At 53.2% G+C, this 13682-nt stretch carries 8 protein-coding genes and 2 pseudogenes; 7 read left to right on the top strand and 3 right to left on the bottom strand.

Annotation, left to right across the window (positions count from 1 at the left end):
• Window positions 1-69: 69 nt before the first annotated feature.
• Window positions 70-1590 carry a recombinase family protein gene (locus VIJ98_RS24570; protein ID WP_323275937.1) on the top strand — a complete coding sequence of 507 codons (1521 nt, stop codon included), beginning with the start codon at window positions 70-72 and terminating at the stop codon, window positions 1588-1590.
• Between the two features lie 311 nt (window positions 1591-1901).
• Window positions 1902-2786 (top strand): annotated as a pseudogene (locus tag VIJ98_RS24575) (ISNCY family transposase); the annotation flags it as partial.
• A gap of 66 nt (window positions 2787-2852) precedes the next feature.
• Here the strand turns inward: VIJ98_RS24575 and norR are convergent.
• A complete protein-coding gene (gene norR, locus VIJ98_RS24580; protein ID WP_323275939.1) occupies window positions 2853-4379 on the bottom strand; it encodes a nitric oxide reductase transcriptional regulator NorR in 1527 nt (508 codons plus the stop codon).
• A gap of 150 nt (window positions 4380-4529) precedes the next feature.
• Here norR and VIJ98_RS24585 point away from each other — a divergent pair, with 150 nt between their 5' ends.
• From VIJ98_RS24585 to norW, 5 genes are all read left to right on the top strand, one after another.
• Window positions 4530-4790 carry a hypothetical protein gene (locus VIJ98_RS24585; RefSeq protein WP_323275941.1) on the top strand — a complete coding sequence of 87 codons (261 nt, stop codon included), beginning with the start codon at window positions 4530-4532 and terminating at the stop codon, window positions 4788-4790.
• Between the two features lie 14 nt (window positions 4791-4804).
• Complete coding sequence (locus tag VIJ98_RS24590; protein ID WP_323275943.1) at window positions 4805-5038, top strand: DUF2526 family protein; 234 nt, start codon at window positions 4805-4807, stop codon at window positions 5036-5038.
• Between the two features lie 13 nt (window positions 5039-5051).
• Complete coding sequence (locus tag VIJ98_RS24595) at window positions 5052-5411, top strand: DUF1971 domain-containing protein (protein WP_323275945.1); 360 nt, start codon at window positions 5052-5054, stop codon at window positions 5409-5411.
• A 209-nt stretch (window positions 5412-5620) separates the two neighbouring features.
• A complete protein-coding gene (norV, locus tag VIJ98_RS24600) occupies window positions 5621-7090 on the top strand; it encodes an anaerobic nitric oxide reductase flavorubredoxin (protein WP_323275947.1) in 1470 nt (489 codons plus the stop codon).
• Window positions 7091-7094: 4 nt separating this feature from the next.
• On the top strand, window positions 7095-8240 hold the full coding sequence (gene norW / locus VIJ98_RS24605) for an NADH:flavorubredoxin reductase NorW (RefSeq protein ID WP_323275949.1): 1146 nt from the start codon (window positions 7095-7097) through the stop codon (window positions 8238-8240).
• A 1542-nt stretch (window positions 8241-9782) separates the two neighbouring features.
• Here norW and VIJ98_RS24610 read toward each other — a convergent pair.
• Both VIJ98_RS24610 and VIJ98_RS24615 read right to left on the bottom strand, forming a co-directional pair.
• Window positions 9783-10450, bottom strand: a pseudogene (locus VIJ98_RS24610) (SOS response-associated peptidase family protein).
• 799 nt (window positions 10451-11249) lie between these two features.
• Window positions 11250-13607, bottom strand: coding sequence for a phosphoketolase family protein (locus VIJ98_RS24615; RefSeq protein ID WP_323275951.1), 2358 nt, complete (start codon window positions 13605-13607; stop codon window positions 11250-11252).
• Window positions 13608-13682 lie beyond the last annotated feature (75 nt).

The raw sequence follows: 13682 nt of genomic DNA on the forward strand, positions 1-13682 counted from the left end.
TAAGCGCAACAGAACGGCAATCTTGCATGAAGATGCCCTCCCATATTAATGCTCGCTGTGGAGATCGTTATGAAAAGGGCGATTGCCTATCTGCGTTTTTCCTCACTGACACAGCTTCAGGGCGACTCCGTCCGCAGGCAGAAAAGGCTAATTGATGAATGGCTGAAACAACACACTCACTACTACCTCGATCCGGTGACGTTTGAGGACCTCGGCCTCAGTGCCTGGCGCGGTGAGCATGCTGCCCGGGGCGCCTTCTCCGCGTTCATGGAGGCGGTGCAACGTAACCTCATAGAAAGCGGCAGCGTGCTGCTTATCGAAAGCCTGGACAGGTTGTCGCGAGAAAAAATCGGCGATGCAACCGGTCGGCTACACGCAATTCTCAAGGCTGGGATCGATGTCGTGACCCTCAGCGACAGCACGCATTATACCCGTGATTCGCTGGACGATCCCTTTGCCATCATCAGGGCTATCCTGATCGCTCAGCGTGCGAATGAAGAAAGCGAAATTAAGTCAAAGCGTATGCGCGCGGCGTGGGCTGAGAAACGCAGGGAAGCGGCGCAGAGCGGCCGCGTGATGACGACCAAATGCCCTTACTGGCTCAGGGTTAATGACGCGCGCGACGGTTTTGACGTACTGGAAGACCGGGCAGAGGTTATACGGCAGATTTTTCGCTTACGCCTGGAGGGGCTGTCTTACGGAAGGATCAGCCGCGAGCTCAATGAAAGAGGCATTGAGAACCTCAAAGGCAAAGCCTCCCAGTGGCATTCTGCTTCAATCGAGCGCCTGATTAAGAAGAAATCCGTCATCGGGGTCTTGCAGTCTTCCCGGCACCTCACCGTTTCCGGCGTTAACGAAATTCCCGGCTATTACCCTGCAATAATTGAGAACGACGATTTTGAGCGTGCGCAGCTGATAAATTATGAGCCGGAAAGCAGGCAGGACAGCAATTTTAATCCTTATCTGATAAATATATTCAGAAGCCTGATGCGCTGTAAGCAGTGCGGCCATTCCATTATTCTGTCCGGCATCTCGGCGAAAGGCCACGGACACTACGTCTGCGCCATGCGCCGGGAACACCGCTGTCAGTCGGCCTATCTCCGTCGGGATCTGACAGATCGTTTCCTGATATCGGGCCTGATAAAAGGGGCTTCCGGAATGGTTAACTGTCAGTCTGAGGCGGACTACCTGTCGGTCATGGCGTCACGAAGAGATGAGCTTGCAGGCAGGCTTCATAACGTCATCACGGCAATTGAACACACGCAGGAAGTGACAGAGCTCAGCGCACGGGCAAAAGCGCTTTCGGCTGAAATCAGGCAGCTTGAAAAAGATATGGCACTGTCAGGCATTGAAAAAAATATCAGCCCAGCATTACCTGAAAACTGGATAAATATCAGTGAGCGCAAAGAGTGGCAGCGGCTGGCCCGTAAAACGGTGCGCGTTATTACAATTGATACTTCTGCAAAAACCTGTGATATATATTTGATCAATGGAATGAAAATAATTAACTATCCGCTGACTAGGCCGGTAGCGTGGTCAGGTATTATGGATGCTATGGCCTGGTTAGGCGAAAACGAAATAATCCTGTGAACGTCCGGTAAGGTATTTTTCCGGTCCGGCTCACCTTCCATATACCTGTGTGCCTCAAAATGACGTCAGGTATTAATTGCGCTTACCGCAATTTTCCGGAAGCAAGGGATAGGTGGATGTCGGCCTGAATTATCTGAGTGACTTGTATAAGCTAGGATTGAGGGGATACTTACTAAAAAAGATGTTTCGTAACCATTTGATAATTAAAATAAATAACATTATATGCACTTTTTGTGAGGAGGAAAAATAGTAATGTCCGCTTTGAGCTAAGCTGACATGGCCGCTTCAGGTGACCTGCTGAGGAACTTGTTATGGCGGCTTCTGGTGTGGAGTTTTTCACGATGAACGAAGTTAACCGACTTAAAGTCATTCAGGACGTTGTCGACCGGCGTCTGACAATCCATCTCGCTGCTGAACGTCTCGGCATTTCCGACAGACAGTGTCGTCGTCCGCTCCAGCGCTATCGCATCGAAGGCCCGCTGGGCATGGTTGACCGGCGGCGCGGCAAGCCCAGCAACTATCAGCTTCCCGAAGGTCTTGCCGAACGCGCCCTTCAGATCATCCTTGAGAGATACCCGGACTTTGGTCCCACGCTCGCGTGCGAGAAGCTGGCCGAATTGCACGGCGTGATGCTGTCTAAAGAGACCGTACGCAAGCTGATGATGCTGGCTGGTTTCTGGATCCCTCGCAGGCATCGCGCTTCCAGGATCCAGCAGCCTCGTTACCGCCGCGCCTGTGTCGGCGAACTGATTCAGATCGACGGCTGCGACCATCGCTGGTTTGAGGAACGTGGTCCGGCCTGCACGCTGCTGGTTTACGTGGATGACGCAAACAGCCGCCTGATGCAGCTTCATTTCGTCCGCTCCGAGTCTACTTTCACCTATTTTCAAGCCACGCGCGGTTATCTTGAGCTGTACGGCAAGCCGCTGGCGTTTTACAGAGACAAGGCTAGCGTGTTCCGCATCAACAATAAAAATGCGGCCGGAGGCGACGACCAGACGCAGTTCGGGCGCGTGCTGAACGAGCTGAACATCACCGGCAACTGCGCCAACACCAGTTCTGCCAAGGGGCGCGTGGAACGTGCGCATCTCACGTTGCAGGACCGGCTAGTTAAGGCGCTCAGGCTTCGTGGTATCAGTACGCCTGGCGCTGCCAACGCCTTTACCGCAGAGTTTATGGTGGACTACAACCGGCGTAAGCATGGCACTGGCATCCAATTCACAATAAACGGTTTCGTTATAGGTATACCTTTTTCAGGAGCATTACTTCAGCCCGAGTTTCTGCGCCTGCCGATGTAGGTTGCCCGGATCGACACCGAGCCGTCGCGCTGCTTCCGCCCAGACCCTGCCGCTCGCTTCATAAACCCGCTGAATATATTCGCGCTGAAACTGGCGTGTCGCATCGTGCAGGCCCATATCATAAATATCTGCCGCCGCCGCCGTAGTGACGGACTCACTCTTAGCCGCATGCACACCGTCGAAGCTGAAATGCTGGGGTAACAGAATCACATCGCCGGAACGGTTATCCGCCTGGGCAACAATTGCCGCGCGATGGATCGCGTGCTCCAGCTCGCGCACGTTGCCGGGCCAGTTGGCGGCTTCAAGTCGTATTCTGGCTGCGGGGCTAAGCGCCACGCTTTGCAAACCAAACTTAACGCGGCATTTTTCGCAGAAGTACCCGGCCAGCAGCACGATATCATCGCCCCGCTCACGCAACGCCGGTACAAAGAGCGGAAACACGCTTAGCCGGTGATAGAGATCTGCCCTGAATCTACCTTCTGTTACCGCCAAGCGCATATCCAGATTCGTCGCGGCAATTATCCGCACGTCAACGGTAAGCGCCTTATCTTCTCCCACGCGCTGAAGATCACCGTATTGCAGCACACGCAGTAGCTTCGCCTGAAGTGATAGTGGCAGTTCGCCGATCTCATCAAGAAACAGCGTACCTTTATCCGCAAGTTCAAACTTACCGGGGCGGTCATGAATCGCGCCGGTGAACGCCCCCTTAACGTGCCCGAACAGCTCGCTTTCTGCCACGGATTCCGGCAGCGCTGCGCAGTTCAGATAGATAAGCGGGTTCGCCGCGCGCGCTGACTGGCGGTGAAGCGCTTGTGCGACCAGCTCTTTACCTGTACCGGTTTCGCCCATGATCAGCACGCTAAGGTCGGATGGGGCTACCATGCCGATTTCTTTTTTGAGGTTCAGCAGTGGCGCAGACTCGCCAATAATGTCGACCTCTTCGTTTTCATCCGGCCGGCGCGCTGGTGGCGTGAAGGTGGCGGCGGTTTTTTCCAACTGTTCAAGCAGCAGCGCGTTATTCAGCGCTCCGCCCGTGAGGCTTGCCAGTAATCGCAGCTCTTCATCGCTGTATTCATCGAACTGTGTCGCGTTCATGCCGTCCAGTGTCAGCGCGCCGATCAGCGTCTGCCCGGAGAACAGCGGCATTCCGACGCACGCGTGCACATGAAGTTCTTTCTGTTCCGGTATCAGCCCGTCATAGGGATCGGGCAAATCGCTGTCTGCAGGGAAGCGCACCACGTCGCCCGCGCGGGCGATAGCCTCAAGGCGGGGGTGAGCGTCGAGGCTGAACCGGCGTCCCATCACGTCCGGCGCAAGCCCTGCAGTCGCCAGCGGGCGGAATTGCTGATTTTCGTACCGCAGCAGCGCGGTCGCGTCGCACTTAAGCGCGCCGTGTATTGACTCAATCAGGCGGGTAAAGCGATCACGCCCTCTTATCCCGTTTTGAATATCCACGGCGATCGAGGCTAAAGATTCAACTGAGATTGTCATGTTGTAATTTCCACACTTATTGTATAAATCACAATGCGAGCCATTGTCTTAGTCACAACATCAAGAGAAAAATGTGATTTAAATCAAAAATATGTCAAGTGGCACGAATTATGCTCTTTCAGGTACCTATGCTCGCAAAGGTGCAAAATCATGTCAGACACATATAAAGCTACCACTGCTTTATCACCCGGCCAGATGGACGCCGCCGCCGATGCCCTCCGCTGGGCTGCATTCGGCGGCGCACGTCGCGGCCTGGGCTTTACCTACAAACAGGTTTCTGCTGAACGTGTCCACTTCGAAACCGAGTACGACGGGCGAAAAGCCTGGGTTGACCTCGATATCCCTTACACCCCTGTCGCGTTAATCCTTGCCGGTGCGCTGCTTCTGCAACAGCTGAACGCTTTATCATAACCAAAGGTGATTTTATGACGCACACAGATAAAGTGATCGAAGCGGTAGATAACGCACTCGCATGCAATATCATCCGCGAAATAAATATTCTTCTTTGCGAACTCAGCGAAGACGCGGACCTGAGCCGGGAATTCCGGTTTGAACAGCAGCATCGTTTACGTCTGGCGGTATTCCGTCATAGCACCGAGAAAAAAGAACTTGCTGAACAGCGCCGCAAATGGCTTACACAAGGCGGCATCATCTGCTAACAGGAGGCCCACAATGGCCCATATCATCCCCGCACACTTTGTTCATACCCGCTCTACTCCTTTTTGGGATAAAGACAGCGTGCCGAAAGCGCTGCTCAATCATCACAACACGAAAAAAGGCGTGTTCGGCCGTCTCTCCGTTATGCGCGGCGCGGTTAAATATTATGGCTTCGCCAGCGAGACGGACAAAAAGCCGGAGGCTGAAGTCGTTATTAATGCCGGGCAGTTTGGCATCAGTCCGCCGCAGTACTGGCACCACATCGAGCTGCTTACCGACGACACCTATTTTAATATCGACTTCTTTGCCGATCCGAATGAAGAACTGAAAGGCAAAGGTATCGGGCAGGTCGTCCACGTCCCCGCAGCCAGGTAACGCACCCCGCACTAACATTGCCCGCTTGGGCGGGTTTTTTACTGCCTACGGCATTGTCATTTAAACACTATTGTGTATTAATCACAACCCGAACACATTGTGTATTAAACAATTATTTCGGCACGACATTATATAAATCAAGGTGTTAAAAACTGGTACGCCCCGTGCAATGAAACAGACAGAATTTAAAGAACGCTAAGGGGCGATCCATGAATATCCACGTTAAGAATAATATTTTTTGGGTAGGTAAACGCGACTGGGAGGTAGAACACTTCCACGGTAAAGAATACAAAATGCAGCGCGGCACCAGCTACAATAGCTATCTGATCCGCGAAGAAAAGAACATCCTGATCGATACCGTCGATCTGAAGTTCCGCAGCGACTTCGTTAAGAACCTAGCGGAAGAAATCGACCTGAAAAAGATTGATGCCCTCATCGTTAACCATGCGGAAGAAGATCACAGCGGCGCGCTCGCAGAGTTGCTGGCGCTCATTCCCGGCACCCCGATTTACTGTACCGCGAACGGTGTGGACTCCATCAACGGGCATCATCACCACCCTGAATGGAATTTCAACGTCGTGAAAACCGGTGATTCACTGGATATCGGCAATGGCAAAAAACTGATTTTTGTGGAAACACCTATGCTTCACTGGCCTGATAGCATGATGACCTACATGACTGAAGATGCTGTGCTGTTCAGTAACGACGCATTCGGTCAGCATTACTGCGATGAACACCTGTTTAATGATGAAGTGGATCAGCACGAACTCTTCGACCAGTGCCAGCGCTACTTTTCCAACATTCTTACACCGTTTGCCCGCCTGGTGACGCCGAAAATTAATGAAATCCTGGGCTTCAACCTGCCGGTCAGCATGATCGCCACCTCGCACGGCGTGGTCTGGCGCGATAACCCTAAGCAGATTGTAGAACTGTATCTGAAGTGGGCGGCGGATTACCAGGAAGACCGGATCACCCTCTTCTATGATGCCATGTCCAACAATACGCGCATGATGGCAGATGCCATCGCCGAAGGTATCCGCGAAACCGATCCGCGTGTGGCCGTGAAGGTTTACAACGTTTCTAAACACGACAAAAACGAAATCATCACGTCCTGTTTCCGCTCAAAAGGCATCCTGGTCGGCTCCTCGACCATGAATAACGTGATGATGCCGAAAGTTGCGGGCATGCTCGAAGAGATCACCGGGCTGAAGTTCCGCAACAAGCGCGCATCGGCGTTCGGCTCCTACGGCTGGACAGGGGGCGCGGTTGACCGTGTTGCTACCCGTCTTCAGGATGCCGGTTTTGATATGACTATCGCCCTTAAAGCGAAATGGCGTCCCGATCTGTCCGCGCTGGAGGAATGTCGTGAGCACGGACGCAAGATTGCGCGTGAATGGGCGCTTTCCCCTATCTCTGCTGCGCCTATGCCTGATGCTGCCGCTATCGAGCATGCCGCCTCTGTAGCGCCCGTAAACGCGGACGGTGTGGGGGTTGTGGAAGCGGGAGAAGAAGTTTCGCAGAAGATGATCTGCACCGTGTGCCAGTGGGTTTACGATCCGGCTGTAGGTGAGCCGGATCAAGACGTCGCGCCGGGCACCAAATGGGAAGATGTGCCGGATGATTTCCTGTGCCCAGTCTGCGCATTAGGTAAAGACGTATTCGATCCGTTCGAGGGCTAACGCGATGGCATCTGATATCTTAATAATCGGTTCGGGCTTCGCCGCCCGCCAGCTGGTGAAAAACATTCGCCACCAGGATAAAAGCGTGCCGGTGCGGCTTATAGCAGCGGATAGCTGCGACGAATACAACAAGCCGGAGCTAAGCCACGTTTTCAGCTTGGGGCAGCGTGCAGACGATTTGACGCGCCAGAGTGCCGCAGCCTGGGCGGAAAGTCATAACGTTGCGCTGCATCCGCATACGCGGGTCGAAAGCATAGATACCGCGGCGCACATCGTCCATACCACCGCCGGTGATTTCGGTTATGCAAAACTGGTACTGGCAACGGGAGCGGATGCCATTCTGCCAGCCGTACCGGGTAGCGAACTTCTGTACACGCTGAACAGCCAGCAGGAATACAGCCGCTGCGAAGCCCAACTCGCCAACGCCAAGCGCATACTGCTGATCGGTGGCGGGTTAATCGGTACGGAAATCGCGATGGACTTAAACCGCGCTGGTAAAGATGTAACGGTGACAGACCGCAGCGCGGGCTTACTCGCCTCGCTGCTGCCTCCGGAGATCAGCGCGCGGCTACAGCGCCGACTGATGGATAATGGCGTTAGCTTCATGTTCAAAACAGAGATTACCGAAGTAGTCCGGCATCACGATTCGCTGATAGCAATGTTCAGCGACGGGCACCGGCAAAGCTTTGATGCGGTCGTGTGCGCGATCGGCCTGCGCCCCGCCGTGGTGTTGGCGCGCGATGCGGGTATTATAGTCCGGCGCGGTGTCGTCGTTAATGATGCGCTGGCAACGTCTGCCGAAGACGTTTACGCACTGGGCGATTGCGCCGAAATTCAGGGAGAACTGATGTCCTATCTTCAGCCTGCTACGCGGGCTGCTATGACGCTGGCTAAAAACCTCACCGGCGACGCCGCGAAACTCACGCTGCCGACGATGCTGGTCAAAGTGAAAACCCCGGATATGCCGCTGCACCTGGCGGGTGATCCCGCTAACCCGGCGCTGGTCTGGAATATGGAGTTTTCCCCCGCTGGCGTTATAGCGAAAGGCTGTAATGAGACAGGCGAGCTGCTCGCCTTCGTGGTAAGCGAAGATCATATGAAAATGGCTTTCCCGATGCTGAAAGATATCAGACTGCCCGCAACGCGATAGCCCAGACGCACACGCAAACAGGCCGGTTCACCGCTGGCCTGAAGTCTTCAGAGGTAAATCAACCAAAAAATATTCTTCCTTACTGAGCGGACCCCGGCAGTGCCGGCAGATGATGCCTGCTTCGTCTTAGTGCAGCATGCCTAGCGTCTCCGTTTACAAAGGAAGGGAGATTAGCTATACCCTACCCGTTAATGATTTCCTCATGGTTTTAAGTGCATGCTTTACAACCCCCCTTTGCAGCATTATTTCGTATAAATTCATGAAATAAAAAGGTTAAATCAATACGCATCATTCTCAAATATGTGCCTGAAGCCGGTCCCTCAACACCTCAGTATTTTGTTCCTTTCTGGCTGAGGGTGAAGGAAAGCAAGAACCGCTGGATTGCGTCTAAAATTAAATGACATCAGCAACAGCGGGGCCCCAATGCCTTACTCAGCTTCATCTTTGGCCATTCTTCGTACAATGCGCGATAAAACTAACTATTTATTAAGGGGGGACAGAAGTCATGGTTGTCAGGTCCGATACAACGCCCTCACGAAAAAAAGAGAAGACAGAACGGCACTGAGTTTAATCCCATTAGAGCGGGCGGGGTTAATTGAGTTTGCAACTGAGCCGCTGGATCCAATACGCTACTACAGTGTAAGGATGACCCAAAAAGGGCAGGATTTTTTAGAAGAAAATGACACCCCCGTACTGCAGCGATCGAACCAGCGGCGATGATTGCCGGCAGCGGATCCTGAAACGTTGGTATATGAGTCGGTAAAACATACCCAGCGTAAACAATCCATCAGCCGGGAGCACTCATGAGCAACGTCATCCCACTCTGTACCGTGCATCTGCCTGTCAGGCATGCTCATACAGCGGTACTTACCGCACTCAGAATGGTCCGTGTGGGTGGGCATAGCCCACAGGCCCTGGAACTGTTATTAAGCGCCGTCGCCGACAATCTCTATGACTACGTCGAAACGATCCAAGGCAGATAACGGTGCAGGCACGGGTATTACAACCATTCGCCTTTAAACTATTGCGGCCCCATTCCTGACAGTAATGGTGGAATTGAAGCTCCCTGAGTTTTGCTAAAACGAAGGTCTGTGGCCCAGCACACGCCTAAGACAGGCTATCTTAAGCTTTAGGCTATGAAGCTCAAGGCGAAAAATAGGTGACAGCTAAAGTTGCCTGAATTTGGCTGCACCTGAACGGACGCTGAAAGGGGAACTTTTCAGCTTCTACAAATTTAGGCTCAAAATCAGAGAAATGAATACGTTTTACGCCTGCATATTATGCACTTAAGATTTTAATGATTATTGATTATTTGAGTTAATTCAGGGGTTAATGCTTTATTTTCAGGCGCATTAAAATAAATGTGGTTTTTATTCTTTCCGGTTTGCCGCTCCCTGACTCCCCTACTAATCTGTGATGCGCTTCATTATTTTTATGAAGACTACACACGGCACGTTTTGCGTGCGAGAGACTTTCAATACTGGTCTTTTTAATCCCCGCTCTGGCGGGGATTTTTTCTGGCCGCCCGTTCGAAAAGTCATTTCAGGCTGCTGCTTCATGAACGGGGTTAACCAGCTCTTCCCCCTGATTGTGTATATCTCCTACCTTCTTACTTGCCGGATGCCAGGTGAATTCCTTCTCGGGAATGGAGGATTCATGAGCAATTTCTGCTGCCTGTTGCGGTATCGTTTCGGCACTCAGCCATTCACGAACGACGTCAGCGCCGATCACTAACGGTCTGCGATCATGGATGTCGAACATGCCCTGGTTGCTTGAGGAAGTGACAATTAGAAATCCTTCTTAGCCGTGGTCCTGCCTGTAAGGCTGCCTACCTATGGCGGCAAAAAACAGGGGCTCTTTTTTCCTGTGGTAGATTCAGAACGGCTGCTTTTTACTGCCCTCATTCTGTCATTCGAACCAGCCGTGCGCCGGCACGATGGCGCGCCCGTGGTTCCACAGCAGCTTAAACATTCATCCGCTCGCCGCTGCATTAACAAGCGGCTGCTTATCCCACCACGCCGGGTGTAGCCCCATAACACAGGGTCGAAGTGTAGCGACTCCTCACGCTCGCAGAGGAGCAGAACCTTAGTGCCGGGCGACACGTTGAAATGACAATTGGGCTGCGGGTCAAACATGATTTCGTCCGGTTTCAAGCCGACTGAGTCAAAATACTCATCGCGGCTGCTGTACTGCGCAAATCGTCCGCACATAACCTCCTGCTTTAGTAAGCATAGCGGGGTATATGACGTCAGGAGGATTTTACATTCTCACAATTTAGCGACAAGAAAGCCGGACCTCTGTGCGAAGGTAAACGTGGATCTGACCGCATCAGGGGTGTTGTATAAAGAGCGTCTTATTATGTCCCTCCATAGGTTAAAAGGCAGCGACCGGTGGCGCTAACGGATTACTTTAGGGAGCGCCTGCAGCATTACCGGAATCTAGACTTTCAGTTCCCGCGCGGGACCGATCCGGTCTATCCGAAAAAACCCTGGAGTGAATAACCGTGTGGGGGCGTTGTGGCCAGGAAACAACTGGCGCCGCAGTTTTCAGACTTTATTCATTCTGAGGTAATGAAGCAGGCGATGCCGGTATCCTGCCTTCGATGAGGAAGCCGCCACAACAGTGACTCAGTGGCGATCGCGCCGGACCGTTCTGTTAACGGGTTATTCTCAATTCATGAGGTCATCCCCTGAGTACTCCCATCCACCAGCGAACGTAATTCTGCCGGCAGCCAGAACAACAGCATCCGGACATTGCCGTCCGGTAATTAGTTCAGCATCCGGGGATGGTTTTGTTATCCCGTTGTTGAAATGAGGGGTGAATCTTTGCGAACCCTGCGTCCAACAGCCCGGTAGCACCCTCACCGACTCCAGCGGAATGCCCTTCCCTGATGATTACTGGCGAGCGCCGGACCATCAAACTCCAGCAGCCAGTTCGCATAATATGAGTACGGCATCCACCGGCCGGCGCCGAACAGTACCGGGGTGACAGGGCCAGGCCTCCCTGAGGTTATTTTAATCCAGACCAGGTCCAGTTTTTAACTTCTGGGACATCGTCCCCGTATTCACGCACATAACGATGATGTTCTGCTAAACGTTCCTGAAGATCGTCAAGCAGTTCTGGATGGCGATCAGCCACCCCCGGCACATGCTTAATCGCTGCCTGCGCCAGATGAAAGCGATCCAGTTCGTTCAGCACGGTCATATCGAAAGGTGTGGTCGTAGTCCCCTCTTCGTTGAACCCGTGCACATGGAAGTTTCGATGATTGTTACGCTGATAAGTGAGCCGGTGGATCAGTGTAGGATAGCCGTGGAAAGCAAAGATAACCGGCTTATCGCAGGTAAAAAGGGCGTCAAATTCTGCCTCCGATTTACCATGGGGATGCTGTTCCTGCGTTTGCAGAGCAAGCAGGTCTACGACGTTCACGACGCGGATGCGCAAGTCAGGCAGATAAGCGCGTAACAAATCGACCGCCGCCAGCGTTTCCATCGTCGGCACATCGCCAGCGCACGCCATAATGACATCGGGTTCACCCGCACTACTGGCCCATTCCCACACACCCATTCCGGCTTCACAGTGGGCAATCGCGCTTTTCATATCCAGCCACTGCGGCGAAGGCTGCTTACCAGCAACAATCACGTTGATGCGGTCCCAGGTGCGCAGACAATGATCGCCCACCCATAGCAGCGTGTTGGCATCCGGCGGAAGATAAATTCGTACTATGTCAGCTTTCTTATTCGCGACGTGATCGATAAAGCCCGGATCCTGATGGCTGTAGCCGTTGTGATCCTGTCGCCAGACGTGGGAAGAGAGGAGGTAGTTAAGCGATGAAACAGGCTTTCGCCAGCCCAGCTTGCGCGTCACCTTGAGCCATTTCGCGTGCTGATTGAACATTGAATCCACGATATGTATAAAAGCTTCGTAGCAGTTGAACAGCCCGTGGCGCCCCGTAAGCAGGTAACCTTCGAGCCACCCCTGGCACTGATGTTCACTGAGAATTTCCATTACCCGGCCATCACGGCTCAGCTGTTCATCATAATCTTTTAGGGGTTCCATCCATGTGCGGTCAGTGACATCGAAAACCGGTGAGAGACGGTTTGAAGCCGTTTCATCCGGGCCAAACAGGCGAAAGTTATCCTGGTTGCGCCGGAATATTTCGCTAAGGTAACGGCCGAATTGCTCAGTCGCCTGACCACTGGTGCTGCCGGGTAGACCGGTATCGAGCGCGAAATTCTGGATATCAGGCGTCATGAGCTCGCGCCGCAGACGTCCTCCGTTTGCATAAGGAGAGGATCCCATGCGTTTGCTGCCCTCTGGTGCCAGCGCGCGTAATTCGGTTTTTAGCCTTCCATTTGCGTCGAATAACTCTTCTGGCTGATAACTGCGCATCCAGTTTTCCAGGATGCGGCGATGCGACGCATCCTCCCTGCAGGCAGACACGGGTACCTGATGCGCACGCCAGAAATCCTCTACTTTTTTTCCATCCACCTCCTGCGGCCCTGTCCATCCTTTAGGGCTTCGCAGCACAAGCATAGGCCAGCGGGGAACGCCGGCAGACGTATTGTGGGTGCGAGCTTCCTTTTGAATACCGGCAATCTTTGTAAAAGCCCGATCCAGCGCGTCGGCCATTTGCCTGTGCATATCGGCAGGCTCATGGCCACAGACGAACAGGGGCTCATAGCCATACCCGCTGAAGAGCTGCTCAAGGTCTTCATCGCTGCTGCGTCCCAGAAGTGTCGGGTTAGCAATTTTATAACCGTTAAGGTGCAGGATGGGCAGGACAGCACCATCACGTCGGGCATTGAGGAATTTGATCCCGTGCCAGCTTGCCGCCAGCGGGCCGGTTTCTGCTTCGCCGTCGCCGATGATACAGGGCACGATCAGTTCGGGATGATCAAATGCCGCGCCGAAGGCGTGTGACAGCGAATATCCCAGCTCTCCCCCTTCATTTATCGACCCCGGTGTCTCCGGAGCAGCATGGCTGGGGATACCGCCGGGGAAGGAAAACTGTCTGAACAGGCGCTGCATCCCGGCTTCGTCTTCACTGACGTGGGGGTAAATTTCACTGTAGCTGCCCTCAAGCCAGGTGTTGGCCACCATTCCCGGCCCCCCGTGACCCGGACCACAAACATAAAGCAGATCCAGACTGCGCTGCCGTATGATGCGATTAAGGTGAGCGTAAATGAAATTCAGGCCTGGCGTGGTCCCCCAGTGCCCCAGTAACCGGGGTTTAATGTGCTCTGGCAAAAGGGGTTCGCGCAGCAGCGGGTTGCTCATCAGATAAATCTGCCCTACCGAAAGATAGTTCGCCGCGCGCCAGTATTTATCCAGCAGTTCCAGCTCATTGGTTGCTGATTTGTCCGTCATCACCCTTTCCTCATGAAATGTTGTTTACTAACCCTAATAGAGGATAGGGAAAGAAGCGAACAGGGAAATGAGGGC

The organism is Pantoea sp. S18, assembly GCF_045689705.1.
Lineage (GTDB): Bacteria > Pseudomonadota > Gammaproteobacteria > Enterobacterales > Enterobacteriaceae > Pantoea > Pantoea symbiotica.

Coding starts and splice junctions, on each gene's coding strand:
- VIJ98_RS24595 (WP_323275945.1), top strand. CDS start 5,052: ATGGCCCATATCATCCCCGCACACTTTGTTCATACCCGCTCTACTCCT.
- VIJ98_RS24590 (WP_323275943.1), top strand. CDS start 4,805: ATGACGCACACAGATAAAGTGATCGAAGCGGTAGATAACGCACTCGCA.
- VIJ98_RS24585 (WP_323275941.1), top strand. CDS start 4,530: ATGTCAGACACATATAAAGCTACCACTGCTTTATCACCCGGCCAGATG.
- norW (WP_323275949.1), top strand. CDS start 7,095: ATGGCATCTGATATCTTAATAATCGGTTCGGGCTTCGCCGCCCGCCAG.
- norV (WP_323275947.1), top strand. CDS start 5,621: ATGAATATCCACGTTAAGAATAATATTTTTTGGGTAGGTAAACGCGAC.
- VIJ98_RS24615 (WP_323275951.1), bottom strand. CDS start 13,607: ATGACGGACAAATCAGCAACCAATGAGCTGGAACTGCTGGATAAATAC.
- VIJ98_RS24570 (WP_323275937.1), top strand. CDS start 70: ATGAAAAGGGCGATTGCCTATCTGCGTTTTTCCTCACTGACACAGCTT.
- norR (WP_323275939.1), bottom strand. CDS start 4,379: ATGACAATCTCAGTTGAATCTTTAGCCTCGATCGCCGTGGATATTCAA.